The sequence below is a fragment of the Streptomyces sp. NPDC001443 genome (genome assembly GCF_053597355.1).
The window spans coordinates 77,227-95,709 of sequence record NZ_JBSFIA010000030.1; the positions used below are offsets into that span (position 1 = coordinate 77,227).

An 18,483-nucleotide genomic window follows, 5' to 3' on the forward strand; every position below is an offset into this window, starting at 1 on the left:
GGCGCGGAGCGTCGTCGGGCAGGGGCGCGGACGGCAGGCCGGAGCGGCCTGCCCGGGGGGAGGAACGGGTCATGAGGATCAGCGTTTTCGGGCTCGGCTACGTGGGCTGCGTGTCGGCCGCGTGCCTGGCCGGCCAGGGCCACGAGGTCATCGGGGTGGACGTCAACCAGGTCAAGGTCGACCTGGTCAACGACGGAAAAGCCCCGGTGGTCGAGGAGGGGATCGGTGAACTCGTCGCCGACGTCGTACGGAGCGGGGCATTACGCGCCACCACCGACGTCCGCGAGGCGATCGCGGGCAGCGAGGTGTCGCTGATCTGCGTGGGCACGCCCTCGGAGCCCAACGGCAGCCTGTGCACCACGTACTTGGAGCGGGTCACCGAGCAGATCGGCAGCGCGCTGGCCGAGCGGGGCGGGCGGCACACCGTGGTGTTCCGCAGCACCATGCTCCCGGGCACCTGTCTGAACCTGCTGGTGCCGATCCTGGAGAAGTCCGTCGGCGGCACGGCCGGGGTGGACGTCGGGGTCGCGGTCAACCCGGAGTTCCTGCGCGAGGGCACCAGCGTGCGGGACTTCTTCGACCCGCCCAAGACCGTCATCGGCGAGCTCGACACCGCGAGCGGCGACGTGGTGGCGGCGCTGTACGAGGGGCTGCCCGGCGAGGTGTTCCGGGTGCCGATCCCGACGGCCGAGGCGATCAAGTACGCGGACAACGCGTTCCACGGCCTCAAGATCGGTTTCGCGAACGAGCTGGGCGCGGTGTGCCAGGCACTCGGCGTGGACTCGCACCAGGTCATGGACGTGTTCCTGGCCGACCGCAAGCTGAACATCAGCCCCGCCTATCTGCGGCCCGGCTTCGCCTTCGGCGGCTCCTGCCTGCCCAAGGACCTGCGCAGTCTGGTCCACGCGGCGCAGCGGGCGGACATCTCGGTGCCGATCCTGTCCCATGTGCTGCCCTCCAACGCCGACCATCTCCAGCGCGCGGTGGAGCTGGTCGAACGCACCGGCAGGCGCAAGGTGGGCCTGTTCGGGCTGTCCTTCAAGCCCGGCACCGACGACCTGCGCGAGAGCCCGCTCGTCGAGCTGGCGGAGCGGCTCTTCGGCAAGGGCTACGACCTGCGGATCCATGACGCCAACGTGAGCCTGTCCCGGCTGCTGGGCGCCAACCGCGAGTACATCGAGCACCGGCTGCCGCACCTGGCGCAACTGCTCGCGGACTCCGTCGAGGAGGTCCTCGACCACGCCGAGGTGTGCCTGGTCGGGACGAAGGACCCGGCCGTGCTGTCGGCACTCCCCCACGGGGGCGACGGCCCGCTGATAGTCGACCTCATCCGCCTTCCCGACGCCGACGCGCGCCGGGCCGAACCGGGATACGTGGGCCTTGCCTGGTAGAACGACCAGCGGCGACCGGCAGGACCGGCGTGCGCTGATTCTGGTGGAGAACCTGTCGGTGCCGTTCGACCGGCGGGTGTGGCAGGAGTGCGCGACGCTGCGCGACGCGGGGTGGACGGTGCACGTCATCTGTCCGCAGGGGAGCAAGCGGGACACGGAGGTCTACGCGGAGATCGACGGGGTGCGGATCCACCGCTACCCGTTGCGCGCGGCCACCGGAGGACCGGCCGGCTACCTGCGGGAGTACGGATCGGCGCTGTGGCACACGCTGCGGCTGGCCCGGAAGATCGGTCCGGTCGACGTGGTGCACGCCTGCAACCCGCCCGACCTGCTGTTCCTGCCCGCGCGGTGGCTGAAGCGGCGCGGCGCGCGGTTCGTGTTCGACCAGCACGACCTGGTGCCCGAGCTGTACCTCTCCCGGTTCGGCCGCGGCAAGGACCTGCTCTACCGCGGGGTGTGCGCGCTGGAGCGGATGACGTACCGGGCCGCGGACGTCGTCATCGCCACGAACGAGAGCTACAAGGACGTCGCCGTGAGCCGTGGCGGGCGGCGGCCGGAGGACGTCTTCGTGGTGCGCAGCGCACCCGACATCGACCGCTTCCACCCCGTACCACCGGAGCCGGAGCTGAAGCGCGGCAAGCCCCATCTGCTGTGCTACCTCGGTGTGATGGGCCCGCAGGACGGGGTCGACTACGCCTTGCGGGCGCTGGCGAAACTGCGCGACGAGGTCGGACGGAGCGACTGGCACGCGGTGTTCGTCGGCGGCGGCGACACCTTCGACGCGATGGTGGAGCTGTCCCGGCGGCTCGGGCTCGCGGAGCAGGTGCAGTTCACCGGGCGCATCCCGGACGCCGATCTGGTGCGCTACCTGTCCACCGCGGACGTGTGCCTCTCCCCCGACCCGCACAATCCGCTCAACGACGTGTCGACCATGAACAAGGTCCTGGAGTACATGGTGATGGGCCGGCCGCTCGTCTCCTTCGAGCTCCGGGAGGCGCGCGTCTCCGCCGGTGACGCCGCCGTCTACGCGCCTGCCAATGACGAGGCCGAGTTCGCGCGGCTCATCGCGCTGCTGCTGGACGACCCGGAGAAGCGGGCCCTGATGGGCAAGATCGGCCAGGAGCGGATCAGCGGGCCGCTGTCCTGGCGCAATTCACAGGCGTCGCTGCTCGCTGCCTACGCCGCAGCCTGCGGTGATGCCCCGGCGGCGGGCGAGACGGACCGTGCACAGGGCGGAGGCCGCACCGTTGAACGATGACACGATACGCCTGGTGACGATCGGGCGGATCATCCGTCGGCGCTGGCGGCTCCTCACCCTCCTCGCCGTGGTGGGCGCGCTCGTCGGGTACGGCACCTCCATGCTCTTTCCGCCGCGCTACACGACCTCGGCGTCGGTACTGCTGCCGGGTGCCTGGGAGGAGCGCGAGCTGCTCACCCAGGAGCAGATCGCGACCAGTTCGACGGTGGTCGACCAGGCTGCCGCCAACCTTCACTGGAGCGGGGTCGGCAAGGCCGAGCTGCGGGATCGGGTGAGCGCCAAGACGGCCGACGGGAACATCATCAAGATCTCGGGCACGGCGGACACCCCGGAGCGCGCGCAGCAGCTCTCCGACCAGGTGGCCCAGCAGTTCGTGACCTTCGCCGCGCGTGTGGTGGACGACAACAACGACCCCGAGGCGGCGGCGCAGCGCGAGGCGCTCCAGCAGACGGTGACGCAGACCAGCCGCCGGATCACCGAGCTGGCCGACGCGGCCGATCCTGGGCGGACGGTCGAGAGTGTGCAGGCCCGCACGGAGCTGGAGAAGCTGCGCACCACGCTCCAGGAGGCCATGACCAAGCTGGACCAGGCCGACCCGGCCACCAACAAGGCCAACATGGTCGTCATGGGCCCGGCGGCCCGGCCGACCGGCGAGGCACCGCCGACGAAGATCCAGCTCATTGTCGGCGGAGCGCTGCTGTTCCTCCTGCTCGGGGTCATCGGCCATCTCACCGCGGCCCGGATGAGCCGTCGGCTGCGCACCCAGCCGGAGATCGCCGCGGCGCTGGGCTCGGCGCTGCTCGGCACCGTCGACGTACCGAACGAGCGACCCGCGCACCGGCCGCGGGGCCGTGGCCCGCGGACACGGATCCGCCGGCTGCTGGGCACCGATGTCCGCTGGGACGTACCGGCCCCGCAGGCGTCCGGCGACGAGGCCAGCAGACAGGTCCGCCACCGGCGGGTCTGTGCCCGGCTCCGGGACCGACTGCCGGGCGCGCGGCGGCTGTTGGTCGTCGTCCCGGACGGCGACGAGACCGCTCTGCGGGCCGCCGGGCAGCTCGCCGCCGAGGCCGGGGACGATCCGCTGCTGCGGGTGGTGGAGGTCCCGGTGTCCCACCCGATGGTGCCGGACCGTGACGACGAGTCCGGTGTCCTGGTCGTGCTCAGCGCGGGCAGTTGGACGGCGGCGGAGCTCGGCGGCCTCGCCGAGGCATGCACGGACGCCGGGCACGAGGTCGTCGGCATCGTCCTCGCCGGCCCGGTCCGGGCCCTCGCGACGCGGACTGCCGACCGTCCTCGGCATGCCGCCGAGCCGGTGCTCGCGGTCTGTCACGACGGGAAGGGAGATTCAGCGTGACGACGAGTACGACTGCGGAGTCGTCGGCTGCCGCTCCGCTGCTGGATGTGCAGGCGCTGGTGGTGGCGGTGCGCAGGCGGCGCCGCTTCTGGTGCTCCGTGGGACTGGTGGGGCTGCTCGCGGGCGGGTCGCTGGCGGTGCTGAAGCCGCCGCCGCCGACCGCGGTGACCAAGGTGCTGGTCGCGCATCAGGAGGACCAGCCGAACGACCCCGGCACGCTGATCCGCACCGACGTCGCGCTGCTGCAGACCACGCGGATCGCCGACACGGCCCTGCGGACCCTCAAGTCCTCCGAGAAACCTGAGGACTTCATGCAGGACTACGTCGGCCTCGGCCTGACCAACAACCTGCTCCAGATCACCGTGACCGGTGCCACCGAGAAGGAGGCGGTGGCCCGCGCCAAGGCGCTGGCCGACGCTTTCGTCGCGGACCATGTGCGGCGGATCCGGGAAGCCGCGAACGCCGAGTCCAAGGCCCTGCTCGACCAGCGTGACCGACTCCAGGACGAACTGGCCCAGGTCAACAAGGCGATCGGGGACGGAACGCCGCAGAGCGGGCCGAAGGCGTCCGCGGACCTGGAGTCGCTCTTCGCCCGCCGCGCCGAACTCACCTCCCGAATAAGCGACTTCGGGCAGCGCGCCTCCGAGGCGAGCATCGGCACGCCCCAGCTCGTCGCCCGCACCCAGATCGTGGACGACCCGCGTGTGCTGGCGCACTCCCTGCCGAAGACCGCCGCCACCGACGCCGGGATCGGGCTGGTCCTCGGGCTCGTCCTCGGGCTCGCGCTGGCCGCGGTCGGCTCGGTGGTGGCCGACCGTCCCGTGCTGCGCCGGGAGATCGCGTCGAACCTCGGCGCCTCGGTCGTCGCGGAGCTGCCCCGCCGGTCGGTCCGGCCGTGGCGGCGCCGACGGGTCCGGGTGGCCCGCGAGCGGCTCATCACCTCACTGGCCCGCACCGCGCGCGGCTCGGCGGAACCGGTGTCGCTGCTCGAACTGGGCTGTGCGCGCAGCACGAGCGCGCTCGCCCTGGACCTCGCCAGGGCGCTGGCGGCGGACGGGCCGGTGGTCGTCGTCGACGGGCTGCCCGGATCACAGCTCGCCAAGCGCCGCCGGAAGCCGGGAGACCCGGCCGTGGTCGGCGGCGAGAGCGCGGCGGCCGTGCCGCACCAGGACCGCACGGTCGGCGTCGGCTCGGTGGCGCCCGGTACGGCGTGGACCGACCTCCAGTACCTCGGCACCCGGACCGTGCTCGTCGTACGCGCCGGGCACGGCAGCACCGCATGGCTGCACACCGTGGCCAGACAGCTCGCGGACCAGCGCATCGCGGTGATCGGTGTGGTGCTGATCGACCCCGATCCCCGTGACCGGACCGACGGCACGCTGTGGGACGGGCCGCACACCGCGGTACGCGGCCGGAGCGAGCGGTCGGCCCGGCAGAACGGCGGGGGTGCCTCCCACGCCGTTCAGGCAGTGGGGGATGACCGGCGGCGGGCCGAGCAACTGCCGATGCGGGCGGCACGGTTCCCGGACAGCGACCAGGAGGCGCGGTAGTACATGTGTGGCATCGCAGGCACTTACCGATGGCCGGACGGGAAGGCGGTGGCCGACCGGCTCACCGAGACCCTCGCCCACCGCGGTCCGGACGGGGCGGGCCGCTACAGCCACCCCGCCGGTGACGGCGAGGTGCACCTCGGGCACCGCCGGCTGGCCATCATCGACCTGTCCGGGACCGGGGCCCAGCCGATGAGTTCGGGCGGCCTCGTCCTGACGTACAACGGCGAGCTCTACAACGCACCGGAGCTTCGGGCCGAGTTGGAGGCCGCCGGGGTGTGCTTCCGCGGCACCTCCGACACCGAGGTGCTGCTGGAGGCCTGGCGGCGCTGGGGCACGGACTGTCTGCCCCGGCTGCGCGGCATGTTCGCGTTCGGTATCTTCGACGAGCGCGCCGGTGAACTGGTGCTTGCCCGGGACCAGTTGGGCATCAAGCCGCTGTTCCTGCTGCGGCGCGGCCAGGGCCTGGTGTTCGCCTCCGAGCTCAAGGCGCTGGCCGCCGTGACCGGCGGAACGCTGGAGGTCGACCACGCCGCGCTGGTGGCGTCGCTGCTCTACTACTGGGTGCCGGACTCACGGTGCGCGTTCCGCGAGGCGGAGAAGCTGCCGCCGGGGACCTGGATGCGGTTCCGGCCCGACGGCCGGGTGGACCGCGGCCGGTACTGGAACCTGCGGGACGTCGCCGCCGAGGGCCGGGAGCGGGCCCGCAGCGGCGAACTGCCTGACATCGCCGCGGTCGTGGAGGAGTCGACCCGGCGACACCTGCTCTCCGACGTCCCCGTGGCGACCTTCCTCTCCGGCGGTCTCGACTCCAGCTATCTGACCGCGCTGGCGGCCCGCGACCGGCCCGGGATCTCCGCCTACACGATCGGGTTCCGCGCCGAGGACGCCAGGTTCGAGGCGATGCCGGACGACCTGCGCTACGCCCGGCAGGTCGCCGCGGAGTTCGGCGTGGACCTGCACGAGATCGAGATCGCCCCGGACGTGCTGGACCTGCTGCCGCGGATGACCCGCCACCTGGACGAGCCGATCGGCGACCCTGCCGCGATCAACACGTTCCTGATCTGCTCGGCCGCCCGGGAGGCCGGGGTCAAGGTGCTGCTCTCGGGCATGGGCGCCGACGAGCTGTTCGCCGGCTACCGCAAGCACCTGGCCAACCTGATCGCGCTGCGCTACCAGCGGGTACCGCGGCCCCTGCGGCGCGGTCTGTCCGCGGCCGTGGACCGGCTTCCGGTAGCCTCGGCCCGCCGCGGCTACCGGTCGGTGCGCTTCGCGAAGCGGTTCCTGTCCTTCGCCGATCTGCCCGAGGAGACCGCGTTCCGGCGCAGCTACACCATGTACGACCGGGACGAACTGCTGGCCCTGATCGATCCGGATCTGGCCGGGACGGTCGAGGACGTGCTGACCGAGCACGCGGACGTCTACGAGGACAACGACCTCGACGACTTCGTCAACCGCATGTGCCTGGGCGACGCCCGGATGTTCCTGCCGGGCCTGAACCTCACCTACACGGACCGGTCGAGCATGGCCGCGTCGACCGAGGTGCGGGTGCCGTACGTGGACGTCGAGGTGGTCAGGGCGGCGTTCGCCGTGCCCGGTGACCGCAAGATCGTCGGACGGCAGAGCAAGGCCGTCCTGAAGGAGGCGGCCACCTCGGTCCTGCCCCGGGAGATCGTGTACCGGCCCAAGGGCCTGTTCAGCGCCCCGCTGCGGGCCTGGATGAGCCGGGACCTGGCACCGCTGGTGCGCGAGGTCGTCAACGACGGCGAGCTCGTGCGCTCCGGGCTGCTGCGCCGCGACGCGCTGGCGCGCATGGTCGCCGAGGACGCCGCCGGGCAGCGGGACTTCTCCAAGCATCTGTGGCATGTGCTGACCCTCGAGTACTGGTATCGCGGCGCGACCTCCAAGGCCGGCCAGGACTCCCCCGTGACGGCGTAGAGACAGTAGAGACAAGAGGACTTCGGTGAAACAGGTCGTACAGAACTACAAGAGCGGCGAGCTCGCGCTGCTCGAGGTGCCGGTTCCCGGGTGCAAGCCCGGCGGTGTGCTGGTGCGGACCGCCTTCTCGCTGATCTCCACCGGCACCGAGCTGATGAAGGTGTCCGAGGCCGGCATGTCGATGCTGGGCAAGGCCCGCTCCCGGCCGGACCAGGTGGCCAAGGTCGTGCAGAGCGTGGCCACCAACGGGGTGCCCGCCACCTACCGCAAGGTGATGGGCAAACTGGACTCCTACACCCCGCTCGGCTACTCGCTGTGCGGGGTGGTCGAGCAGGTCGGTGCCGGGATCGACGACGTGAAGGTCGGTGACCTGGTGGCCTGCGCGGGCAACGAGCACGCGTTGCACGCCGAGTTGAACTGGGTGCCGAAGAACCTCTACGCCCCGGTGCCGGACGGTCTCGCGCCCCGGCACGCGGCCTTCGGCACCGTCGGGTCGATCGCGATGCAGGGCGTCCGCCAGGGCGAGTCGCGGCTCGGCGAGGTGGCGCTGGTCATCGGCCTCGGGCTGATCGGGCAGTTGGTGGTGCAGCTGCTGACCGCCTCGGGGGTGCGCGTCGTGGGCGTCGACCCGGACCCGGCGCGCTGCGAACTCGCCGAACGGCTGGGCGCGGCGGCCTGCGGAGACCCCGCCTCCGCGGCCGTCGAGGCGGCCGTCGCCGAACTCACCGACGGTCATGGCGTGGACCAGGTGTACCTGGCCGCCGGCGGCGGCAGCAACCAGCCCGTCGAGCTGGCGGCGCGGCTCTGCCGGGACCGCGGCCGGGTCGTCGACATCGGCAAGTGCCGCCTGGATCTGCCGTGGAACGCGTACTACGAGAAGGAGCTCGACGTACGGTTCTCCCGCAGCTACGGTCCCGGGCGCTACGACCCGGCGTACGAGCTGGAGGGCCGGGACTACCCGATCGGCTATGTGCGCTGGACCGAGCGCCGCAACCTGGCGTGCTTCCTCGACCTCGTCGCCCGCGGCAAGGTGGCCGTGGAGCCCCTGGTCTCCCACGTCGCCGAGTTCGACGACGCCGTCGAGACGTACCGGAGTCTGAAGGAGGGCGAACTCAAGGCCGTGGCCGTGCTGTTCCGCTACCCCGAGCAGGCGGTGGAGGCCGAGGCCCCGGCGGTGACCGTGCCCGAGGTCAGGCGGACCGGCACCCAAGTGCCCACTGCGGCCCGGGCCGTGAAGTCGCCGGTGCGCCTCGCGTTCGTCGGCGCCGGCAACTACGCCACGTCGATGCTGCTGCCGCACCTGGCCCAGCGCGACGGCGTCGAGCTGTCCACGGTCGTCACCACGACGGCGCTGTCCGCGGCCAACGCGCAGCGCAAGTTCGGCTTCGCCGGGGCGACCACCGATCTCGACGCCGTGCTCGGCGACAAGTCCGTCGACGCGGTGTTCGTGGTCACCCGGCACAGCTCGCACGCCGACCTGACCCGCAAGGCGCTGCTGGCCGGCAAGACGGTGTTCGTGGAGAAGCCGTTGGCGCTCACCGAGGACGAACTGGCGGGCGTGCTCGCCGCGGTGGAGGAGTCCGGCAACGACCGCATCCAGGTGGGCTTCAACCGCCGGTTCGCGCCGCTGCTCCAGGAGGCCAAGCAGCGGTTCGGCGCCCGGACCGGTCCGGCGAACCTGCGCTACCTGGTCAACGCGGGCCGCCTGGACCACGGCAGCTGGTACCTCCAACAGGGCACCGAGGGCTCGCGGTTCGTCGGCGAGGGCGGACACTTCATCGACACGGCGAGCTGGCTGCTCGACGCCGATCCGGTCTCGGTGTACACGGTCGCCGCACCGGGCAACGACGACCTCCAGGTCGTACTGCGCTACCCGGACGGCTCCACCGCCACCATCGGCTACGTCACCACCGGCGCCCCCGGCTTCCCCAAGGAGACGCTGGACCTGGTCGCGGACGGCAAGGTGCTGCGGCTCGACGACTTCGTCCGTGCCTCGCTGTTCTTCGACGGCAAGGCCGGCCGTAAGAAGTGGGTCAGTTCGCGGCTGCCGAAGGCCCGGGACAAGGGCCAGTCCGCCGAACTCGCCGCGTTCGTCAGGGCCGTGCGGACCGGCGGCCCGATGCCGGTGCCGCTGGAGTCGCTGGTCGCCACCACCGCGGCCACCCTCGCCGTGCAGGCCGGTCTGGCCGGCGGCGCGGCGGTGACGTTGGCGAGTGCCCGATGACTGTGAACTCGGGGAGTGCGGGCTGGTACCTGCGGCGGCTGTCCCGGATGGGACCGCGGGAGGTCGGCGGCCGGGCCGCCGACACGGTGCGAAGACGGCGCTGGCGGTCGGCGCGGCCGGTCGCCCCGAGCGTGACCGGCGCCCGGTTCACCGCGGTGCTGCCCGCCGGGACGCTCGCCGCGGTGCCGCCGGACGCCGCGAAGCGGCTGGTCGCCGAGGCGGACCGGCTGCTGGACGGGCACGTCGAGTACTTCGGCGTGGCCCGCGACGACCTCGCCGACCCGAACTGGTGGTACGACCCCAAGACCGGGCGCCGGGCTCCATGGGGCTACGCCTTCGACGTGCCGTACCGCGACGAGGACGCGGTCGGCGACATCAAGCAGATCTGGGAACTGTCCCGGCACCAGTACCTCACCGTGCTCGCCGCCGCCTACGCGCTCACCGAGGACGAGCGGTACGCCGAGCGGGTGGCCGCGCATCTGCGGTCGTGGTGGGCGGCCAACGCGCCGCTGCGCGGGGTGCACTGGACCAGCGGCATCGAGCTGGGCATCCGGCTGCTGTCCTGGGTGTGGATCCGCCGGCTGCTCGACGGCTGGCCGGGCGTGGCCGCGCTGTTCGAGGACAACCCGGTGGCGCTGCGCCAGATCTGGCACCACCAGCGCTGGCTGGCCGCCTTCCCCAGCCGGGGATCGTCTGCGAACAACCACGTCGTCGCCGAGACCGCCGGGCAGTTCGCCGCGGCCTGCGCGTTCGACTGGTTCCCCGAATCGGCGCGCTGGCGGGCCGACGCGCTGCGGTCCCTGGATCGGCAGTTGCGCGCCAACACCTTCGGCTCCGGCCTCAACCGGGAGCTGGCCACCGAGTACCACGGACTGGTGCTGGAGCTCGGGCTGGCCGCGCTGGCCGAGGCGGACACCGCGGGGGTGCCGGTCCCGGCGACGGTCCGGCTGGTGCTGCTGCGGATGACGGACGCGCTCGCGGCCGTCGTGGACAACCGGCTGCGGCCGCCGCGCCAGGGCGACGCGGACGACGGGTACGGGCTGGTCGTGGACGGCGCGGGCACCGACCGCTGGGGCTCGCTGCTGGCCACCGGGGACGCCGTGTTCGGCCGGCTCGACTGGTGGCCGGAGGTGACCGGCACCGATGTGCGCACCCCGCTGCTGGCGGCGCTCGTACGGTCGTACGCGAAGGACGCAGACGCACCGGCGGTCACCCGTCCGACGAGCCGGCCGGCTCATTTCTCCGACGCGGGCATGACCATCCTGCGCGGTCCTGAGCACATCTGGGCGCGCTGCGACGGCGGCCCGCACGGGTTCCTGTCGATCGCCGCGCACGCGCACGCGGACGCGCTGTCCGTGGAGGTCCGGCACGACGGGGTCGACGTGCTCGCCGACCCGGGGACGTACTGCTACCACGGGCAGCCCGAGTGGCGGCGGTACTTCCGCTCCACCCTCGGCCACAACACCCTGGAGCTGGACGGCGCCGACCAGTCGGTCTCCGGCGGCCCGTTCCTGTGGACCCGGCACGCCCGCAGCCGCGTCCTGGCCGCGGACCCGTCCGGTGCCGCCGACGGAGGGACGGCCCGCTGGTGCGCCGAACACGACGGCTACCAGCACTCAGTGCATCGCCGACAGGTGGAACTGACGGCCTTGAGCCGGGAGTTGAGGGTGGTCGACGAGGTGCGCGGCGATCGCCGGTCCGCCGTGCGCCTGGCGTTCCACCTCGGCCCCGCGATCGCCGCGGACCTGGTGGGAAACCGGGCCCGGCTCACCTGGACCCGGGACGGCGAGGACCGCTCCGCTGAGCTCGACCTGCCCGGGGAGCTGAGCTGGCAGGCGCACCGCGGCGCGAGCGAACCGCCGCTGGGCTGGTACTCCCCCGGTTTCGGGCGCAAGGAGCCCTCCGTCACGCTGCTCGGCACCGGTTTCGCCGACGGCACGCGGGAGTTCACCACCGTACTCAGGTTCCACGGCTAGGGGGGAAGGACGCTTGGGGATCAACTGGCGGCGCCGTGCGCTGCCGGCCGCACTGCTGGCGCTGTCCCTTTCGACGGTGACCGGCTGCAAGGGCACGCCGGACGCGCTGCCGAAGCCGACCACCGCGCCGGCCACGCCCGTGGCCCGGGTGTGCGCCAAGCCCGCGGCCGGACCGGCGACGGCGCCGGCGGGCGCGGTGACGGTCGACCCCTCGGTGACCGGTGACCTGGCCGCGAAGACCAGGAGCAGCCCCCCGAACACCACGTTCTGGCTCCGGCCCGGCAGGCACCGGCTCGACCGGGACCGCTTCGCCCAGGTCGTCCCCAAGAAGGGGGACGTCTACCTCGGTGCGCCGGGCGCGGTCCTCGACGGCCGCGGGACCAATCAGTACGCGTTCGCCGGCACCGCCCCGGACGTCACCATCCGCTACCTGACCGTGCAGGGTTTCGTCGCCCCGCAGAACGAGGGCGTGGTCAACCACGACTCGGCCGACGGATGGGTGATCGAGCACGCGACGATCCAGCACAACTCCGGCGCCGGGCTGATGGCCGGTGCCCGCCAGCAGGTGCGCGCCAGTTGTCTGCGCGCCAACGGCCAGTACGGCATGAACGCGTACAAGGGCAGCGGCCGGATCACCGGCCTGGTGCTGGAGGGCAACGAGATCACGGGCAACAACACCGACGACTGGGAGCGGAAGCAGGAGGGCTGCGGCTGCACCGGGGGCGTGAAGTTCTGGGCCGTCGACGGCGCCGACGTACGCGGCAACTGGGTGCACGACAACCGCGGAACCGGGTTGTGGGCGGACACCAACAACAACGACTTCCTCATCGAGGACAACGTGCTCGAAGCCAACGACGGTGCCGCGCTGATCTACGAGACCAGCTACAACGCGGTCGTCCGGGGGAACACGATCCGGCGCAACAACTGGGTCGAGGGCCGCAAGTACGCCGACCGCGGCGACACCTTCCCGTTCGCGACCGTCTATCTGTCCGAGTCAGGCGGCGAACCACGCGTCCACGCCCGTACGGACAAGATCGACGTCTATCGCAACGTGCTGGAGAACAACTGGTCCGGTATCACCCTGTGGGAGAACGCCGACCGGTTCTGCAACAGCCCGGCCAACACCTCCTCCGGCGACTGCACGTTGCTGGTGAACGACATGAAGCGCTGCGCACAGCCGGCGATCGACACCGCGCCGCTGTACGCCGACTGCCGGTGGAAGACCCAGCGGGTGGACATCCACGACAACCGCTTCGTGCTGGACAAGTCCGTCGTCGACTGCACGGTCAAGTGCGACCGCATGGCGGTGCTGGCCAACTACGGCACGTATCCGGACTGGTCGCCGTACCAGGGCGAGCGGGTGGCCGAGGCGATCACCCGCACGCAGCACAACCGCTGGCACGACAACGTCTACGTCGGGCCGTGGAGTTTCATCGCCCACGACCCGAGCCGGATCCTCGACTCCCGGCAGTGGCAGGCCGCGCCCTACCGGCAGGACGCGGGCAGCACCTTCCGTGCCCAGGACGGTGGTTGAGATGCGTGCGGAGCACATACCGAACAGCGCGGACCAACCGCCGAAGGCCGGGGGCCGCACGCCGAAGATCGTCGGAACCGTCTGGGGACTGCTGATCCTCAACACGCTCGGCTCCGCCGGGGCGAAGACCATCGTCCCGCTGCCTCGCTCTCTCATCCAGATGGTCACCATGGGCGCGCTGGTCACCGCGTTCGCGCTGGCCCTCGTGATCAACCCCCGGGTGCGCATCCGGCCCAGCGCCTTCGTGTTCCTGCTCACCCTGTTGCTGCTGCTGAGCGTGATCTCCAGCGCGAACCTGGAGTCGGGGTTCGGCGCCCTGTTCCGCTGCTTCCGGCTGACTCTCTTCGTCGGCACGCTGTGGCTGCTCACCCGCTGGTGGGACGGCGGCACGACGTTCGTCCGGCACCACATCCGGATGTATCTGGCGGTGCTCGGGACGGTGGCCGCCGGCCTGGTCGCGTCGCCCGGCGCGGCCCTGCCCGACCTCTACGGCGGACGGCTGGTCGGCGCCCTGTGGCCGCTCACCCCGCCGCAGATCGGACAGTACGCGGCGGTGATCATCGGGCTCACCGTGCTGCTCCTGCTGGGCCGGCAGACCGACCGGACCAGCGCGGCCGTGGTCATCGTGCCGTCGCTCGTCCTGCTCGCCCTGACGCACACCCGCACGGCCACGCTCGGCCTGCTCGTCGGGCTCGCCCTGGCGATCGGCTCGCTCATCCTGACCAGCGGCGCCGCCCGCCGCTTCTTCACCCGGGCGGTGCTGATCGGCACGGTCGCCGCGGTGGGGTTCGCCTCCGCGCTCCAGACGTGGTTCCTGCGCGGACAGAGCCAGGAGAACTTCTCCAGCCTGACCGGCCGGGCCAAGGTCTGGCACGCCCTGCTGATCGAGCCCCGCACGACCACCCGGTTCCTGTTCGGCGCGGGTCTGGGCGACAAGTCGTTCGACGGGCTGCCGATCGACAACAGCTGGCTGGCCGTCTACAACGAGCAGGGACTGATCGGCGTCGTCCTGGTGGCGGCGGTCCTGCTGGTGCTGGGCGGCGTCGCGCTGCTGCGGCCGCCGTCGCTGGCCAGGGCCTGCGCGATCTTCCTGATCAGCTACTGCGCGATCGCGTCGTACACCGAGGCCGGGCTGGGCGACGCCTCGCCGTATCTGCTGCACCTGGCCGTGGCCGCCTCGCTGCTGGCGACGCCCGCCGCGGCCGATCCCCGCCCGACGCCCGCAGTCCCCCGCCGGCGCATCCCGCGCTGGGCCCAGAGATCGGAGGCGAGCTGAGCATGCACGTCCTCGTGGTGCACAACCGCTACGCCTCGGCGCAGCCGAGCGGCGAGAACAAGGTCGTCGACCAGGAGGTGGCGCTGCTGCGCGAAGGCGGCCACCGGGTCGAGCTGTTCGAGCGGCGCAGCGACACCATCGCCGCCCGGTCCCTGCCGTCCAAGGCCGCAGTGCCGCTGCTGGTGCCATGGAACCCGGCGGTCCGCAGGGAGCTCGCCGCGAAGCTGCGCGCCGAGCGTCCGGACGTGGTGCACGTCCACAACGTCTTCCCGCTGCTGTCGCCTGCGGTGCTGGCCGCCTGCGCCGACGCGGGCGTGCCCGCCGTGGCCACGCTGCACAACTACACCCAGGTCTGCCCGCCGGGCACACTCCAGCGGGACGGCCGGCCGTGCACCGAGTGCGTCGGAGCCACGCCGCTGCCCGCGGTCAGGCACGGCTGCTACCGGGACTCCCGGCTGGCGACCGTGCCGCTCGCGGTCAGCCTGTCGGTCAACCGGCGGCGGTGGTGGACCGGCGTGGAGCGGTTCTTCTGCATCTCCGAGGCGCAGCGCGAGGTCCTGGCGGGAGCCGGGATGCCGGCCGAACGCCTGGCGGTGAAGCACAACTTCGTGCCCGAACCGGGCATCGTGCGCGGCGGCGCCGGTGAGCATGTGCTGTATCTCGGGCGGCTCGCGGAGGCCAAGGGCGTACGGCTGCTCATGGCCGCCTGGGACGAGATCGCCGCCGCCGGCGGAGTCGGCGTGCCGCTGGTGGTCGCCGGTACGGGGCCGCTGGAGCGGGAGGTGAGCGCCTGGGTGGCGGGCCGGGACGACGTGCGCTACGTCGGCCTGTACGACCAGGAGCAGTGCCGGCAGGCGATCGCGCGGTCGGTCGCCGTGGTGGCCCCCTCCACCTGGCTGGAGGCGTTCGGCCTGGTGGTCGTGGAGGCGATGGCGGCGGGGGTCCCGGCCGTCGCCGCCGGGCACGGCGCCTTCGTGGAACTCGTCGAGGACGGGGTGACGGGACTGCGGCATCTGCCGGGCGATCCCGGTTCGCTCGCGTCCTGTCTGCGCCGGATCACGACCGATCCGGAGCGCAACCGGGAGATGGGGCAGGCGGCCCGGCGCCGTTACGAGAAGGACTTCAGCCCGGCCGTCGGGCTGGAGCGACTGCTGGAGGGGTACCGCTCCGCGATCGCGGGACGGTCCGGCGGCGGGGACGGCCCGCAGCCGGTAGGGGAAAGAACGGGCTCGCCGCGGGTGCACCCGGGCGAGCGGGATGGGGGAAGTTGATGTCACGTTGCCGACTCTGCGGCGCGGGGTCACTCGCGAGCGTCGTCGATCTGGGGGCGACCCCGCCGTGCGAGAGCTTTCTCGCCGCGGACCAACTGGACCGGCCGGAGCCGGCGTACCCGCTGCACCTGCGCGTGTGCACCGACTGCTGGCTCGCGCAGATCCCGCCGCTGATCACGCCGGAGGACACCTTCAGCGAGTACGCGTACTTCTCCTCCTTCTCGACCTCCTGGGTGGAGCACGCGCGGACGTTCGTCGACGGCGCCGTCGAGCGGCTGGGGCTGGACACCGACGCCTTCGTGGTCGAGGTCGCCAGCAACGACGGGTATCTGCTGAAGCACGTGGTGGACCGCGGGATCCGCTGCCTGGGCGTCGAGCCCTCGGTGAACGTCGGCGCGGCCGCGCGGGACGCGGGCGTGCCCACGCTCACGGAGTTCCTGTCCCCCGACACCGGCTCGGCCGTCCGCGCCGAGCACGGCCCGGCGGACCTGGTCGTGGCCAACAACGTGTACGCGCACATCCCCGACGTGGTCGGCTTCACCCAGGGGCTGCGCGCCCTGGTCGCCGACGACGGCTGGGTCTCGATCGAGGTGCAGCACCTGCTGACCCTGATCGAGGAGAACCAGTACGACACGATCTACCACGAGCACTTCCAGTACTACACGGTCGCCTCCGCGATCCGGGCCCTGGCGAGCGGCGGACTCGCCCTCGTGGACGTCGAGTTGCTGCCCACGCACGGCGGCTCCATCCGGCTGTGGGCCCGCCCGGCCGAGGTGGCCGGCGAGCCGTCCGCGCGGGTGGCCGAGGTCCTGGACCGGGAGAAGGCCGCCGGGCTCCAGGACCTGTCCGGGTACACCGAGTTCTCCGCCCGGGTGGCCAAGGTGCGCCGGGACCTGCTGCGGTTCCTCATCGACGCGGCCGAGCGCGGCGAGACGGTCGTCGGCTACGGCGCCCCCGGCAAGGGCAACACCCTGCTCAACCACTGCGGCGTCCGGCCCGACCTGCTCGCGTACACGGTCGACCGCAACCCCTACAAGCACGGCAGGTTCACCCCGGGCACCCGCATCCCGATCCTGGCGCCCGAGCGGATCGCCGCCGACCGGCCGGACTACGTCCTCGTCCTGCCGTGGAACCTGCGGGCCGAGCTGACCGAGCAGTTGTCCTTCGTGCACGAGTGGGGCGGCCGACTGGTCTTCCCCATACCGGAACTGAGCATTGTCGAGGTCGAGGCATGAAGGTCGTACTGTTCTGCGGCGGCTACGGGATGCGGATGCGCAACGGCACCTCCGACGACGTGCCCAAGCCGATGGCGATGGTCGGGCCGCGTCCGCTGATCTGGCACGTCATGCGCTACTACGCGCACTTCGGGCACACGGAGTTCATCCTCTGCCTCGGCTACGGGGCCCACCACATCAAGGACTTCTTCCTCAACTACGAGGAGACGACGTCCAACGACTTCGTGCTGCGCGGCGGGCGGACCGAGCTGCTGTCCACCGACATCGCCGACTGGACGATCACCTTCGCGCAGACCGGCATCGAGTCGCCGATCGGCGAGCGGCTGCGCCGGGTGCGCCACCACCTGGACGGCGACGAGATGTTCCTCGCCAACTACGCCGACGTGCTCACCGACGCCCCGCTGCCGCAGATGATCGACAACTTCGCGCGGCGCGACGCCGGGGCGTCGATGATGGTGGTGCCGCCGCAGTCCTCGTTCCACTGCGTGGACCTGGGCGAGGACGGTCTGGTGGGGGGCATCACCGCGGTCAGCGACATGCCGCTGTGGGAGAACGGCGGTTACTTCGTGCTCCGCCAGGAGGTCTTCGACCACATCCCGGAGAACGGGGACCTGGTCGCCGACGGCTGCGCCCAACTCGCCAAGCAGGGGCGGCTGGTGGCACACCAGCACCGCGGCTTCTGGAAGCCGACCGACACCGTGAAGGAGCGGGCGGCGCTCGACGAGGCCTACGCCCGCGGCGACCGTCCGTGGGCCGTGTGGGAACACGGCGGCGCGGAGGCGTTCGTGCCGGGGAGCCGGGCCGGAGTCAAGGCGGGGACCGCGTGATCCGGCTCGGGGCCGAGCGCCTCGGCAGCGTCGTCGCGGTGGGCGCGCACTGCGACGACATCGCCATCGGCGCGGGCGGCACGCTGCTGGCGCTGTGCCTGGCGCGGCCGGGCATCCGCGTCGACGCGCTGGTGCTGTCCGGCGGTGGCGGCGAGCGGGAGCAGGAGGAGCGGGCCGCGCTCGCCGCCTTCTGCCCGGGCGCCGATCTGCGGCTGACCGTGGACAAGCTGCCGGACGGGCGGCTGCCCGCGCACTGGGACGAGGCCAAGGGCGCGGTGGAGGAACTGCGCGGGCAGACCGAGCCGGATCTGGTGCTCGCCCCGCGCACCGAGGACGCGCACCAGGACCACCGCGGCCTGGCCAAGCTCATGACCACGGCGTTCCGCGACCATCTCGTGCTCGGCTACGAGATCGTCAAGTGGGACGGCGATCTCGGCCGTCCGGTGGTTTACCAGCCGCTGTCGGCGGAGATCGCCGAACAGAAGGTGCGGCTGCTCCAGGAGCACTATCCCTCGCAGCAGCACCGGCCCTGGTACGACCGGGAGGCCTTCCTGGGGCTGGCCCGGATCCGCGGTATCGAATGCAACGCGCGCTACGCCGAGGCGTTCGCGGTCACCAAACTCACTCTCGACCTGGGGGAATGAAC

General features: G+C 72.1%; 13 protein-coding genes. All 13 read left to right on the plus strand.

The window, feature by feature from the left end; all coding sequences use genetic code 11:
• Nucleotides 1-71 precede the first annotated feature (71 nt).
• From ACWC24_RS27770 to ACWC24_RS27830, 13 genes are read left to right on the plus strand one after another with little or no spacing between them, the layout of a single operon-like run.
• A complete protein-coding gene (locus ACWC24_RS27770) occupies nt 72-1,391 on the plus strand; it encodes a nucleotide sugar dehydrogenase (protein WP_450665609.1) in 1,320 nt (439 codons plus the stop codon).
• Entirely contained in the window at nt 1,381-2,649 is a 1,269-nt protein-coding gene (locus ACWC24_RS27775) for a glycosyltransferase family 4 protein (protein WP_450665610.1), read from the plus strand. Before ACWC24_RS27770 ends, ACWC24_RS27775 begins: the two co-directional genes overlap by 11 nt.
• The gene (locus tag ACWC24_RS27780) at nt 2,639-4,006 is read left to right on the plus strand and encodes a Wzz/FepE/Etk N-terminal domain-containing protein (protein ID WP_450665611.1); all 1,368 of its coding nucleotides are present in this window, start codon (nt 2,639-2,641) and stop codon (nt 4,004-4,006) included. Before ACWC24_RS27775 ends, ACWC24_RS27780 begins: the two co-directional genes overlap by 11 nt.
• Nucleotides 4,003-5,556: a Wzz/FepE/Etk N-terminal domain-containing protein gene (locus tag ACWC24_RS27785; protein WP_450665612.1), complete on the plus strand. Its 1,554-nt coding sequence runs from the start codon at nt 4,003-4,005 to the stop codon at nt 5,554-5,556. Before ACWC24_RS27780 ends, ACWC24_RS27785 begins: the two co-directional genes overlap by 4 nt.
• Before the next feature lie 3 nt (nt 5,557-5,559).
• Nucleotides 5,560-7,494, plus strand: coding sequence for an asparagine synthase (glutamine-hydrolyzing) (gene asnB / locus ACWC24_RS27790; RefSeq protein ID WP_450665613.1), 1,935 nt, complete (start codon nt 5,560-5,562; stop codon nt 7,492-7,494).
• A 25-nt stretch (nt 7,495-7,519) separates the two neighbouring features.
• Complete coding sequence (locus ACWC24_RS27795; protein WP_450665614.1) at nt 7,520-9,718, plus strand: bi-domain-containing oxidoreductase; 2,199 nt, start codon at nt 7,520-7,522, stop codon at nt 9,716-9,718.
• Entirely contained in the window at nt 9,715-11,694 is a 1,980-nt protein-coding gene (locus ACWC24_RS27800) for an alginate lyase family protein (protein WP_450665615.1), read from the plus strand. The genes ACWC24_RS27795 and ACWC24_RS27800 overlap by 4 nt, the downstream gene beginning before the upstream one ends.
• Nucleotides 11,695-11,707: 13 nt before the next feature.
• Complete coding sequence (locus ACWC24_RS27805) at nt 11,708-13,228, plus strand: right-handed parallel beta-helix repeat-containing protein (protein WP_450665616.1); 1,521 nt, start codon at nt 11,708-11,710, stop codon at nt 13,226-13,228.
• 1 nt (nt 13,229) lies between these two features.
• Nucleotides 13,230-14,504, plus strand: a complete 1,275-nt coding sequence (locus ACWC24_RS27810; RefSeq protein ID WP_450665617.1) for an O-antigen ligase domain-containing protein — start codon at nt 13,230-13,232, stop codon at nt 14,502-14,504.
• A gap of 2 nt (nt 14,505-14,506) precedes the next feature.
• The gene (locus ACWC24_RS27815; RefSeq protein ID WP_450665618.1) at nt 14,507-15,775 is read left to right on the plus strand and encodes a glycosyltransferase; all 1,269 of its coding nucleotides are present in this window, start codon (nt 14,507-14,509) and stop codon (nt 15,773-15,775) included.
• Nucleotides 15,775-17,010: a class I SAM-dependent methyltransferase gene (locus ACWC24_RS27820; protein WP_450665619.1), complete on the plus strand. Its 1,236-nt coding sequence runs from the start codon at nt 15,775-15,777 to the stop codon at nt 17,008-17,010. The genes ACWC24_RS27815 and ACWC24_RS27820 overlap by 1 nt, the downstream gene beginning before the upstream one ends.
• Entirely contained in the window at nt 17,007-17,837 is an 831-nt protein-coding gene (locus tag ACWC24_RS27825) for a glucose-1-phosphate cytidylyltransferase (protein ID WP_450665620.1), read from the plus strand. The genes ACWC24_RS27820 and ACWC24_RS27825 overlap by 4 nt, the downstream gene beginning before the upstream one ends.
• Nucleotides 17,834-18,481 (plus strand): PIG-L deacetylase family protein, encoded by a 648-nt coding sequence (locus ACWC24_RS27830; protein ID WP_450665621.1) that lies wholly within the window; start codon nt 17,834-17,836, stop codon nt 18,479-18,481. Before ACWC24_RS27825 ends, ACWC24_RS27830 begins: the two co-directional genes overlap by 4 nt.
• Nucleotides 18,482-18,483 lie beyond the last annotated feature (2 nt).

Bases quoted from the DNA above. Each gene is read 5' to 3' on its own strand.
- ACWC24_RS27825 (WP_450665620.1), top strand. From the start codon at position 17,007: ATGAAGGTCGTACTGTTCTGCGGCGGCTACGGGATGCGGATGCGCAAC.
- ACWC24_RS27815 (WP_450665618.1), top strand. From the start codon at position 14,507: ATGCACGTCCTCGTGGTGCACAACCGCTACGCCTCGGCGCAGCCGAGC.
- ACWC24_RS27820 (WP_450665619.1), top strand. From the start codon at position 15,775: ATGTCACGTTGCCGACTCTGCGGCGCGGGGTCACTCGCGAGCGTCGTC.
- asnB (WP_450665613.1), top strand. From the start codon at position 5,560: ATGTGTGGCATCGCAGGCACTTACCGATGGCCGGACGGGAAGGCGGTG.
- ACWC24_RS27800 (WP_450665615.1), top strand. From the start codon at position 9,715: ATGACTGTGAACTCGGGGAGTGCGGGCTGGTACCTGCGGCGGCTGTCC.
- ACWC24_RS27770 (WP_450665609.1), top strand. From the start codon at position 72: ATGAGGATCAGCGTTTTCGGGCTCGGCTACGTGGGCTGCGTGTCGGCC.
- ACWC24_RS27810 (WP_450665617.1), top strand. From the start codon at position 13,230: ATGCGTGCGGAGCACATACCGAACAGCGCGGACCAACCGCCGAAGGCC.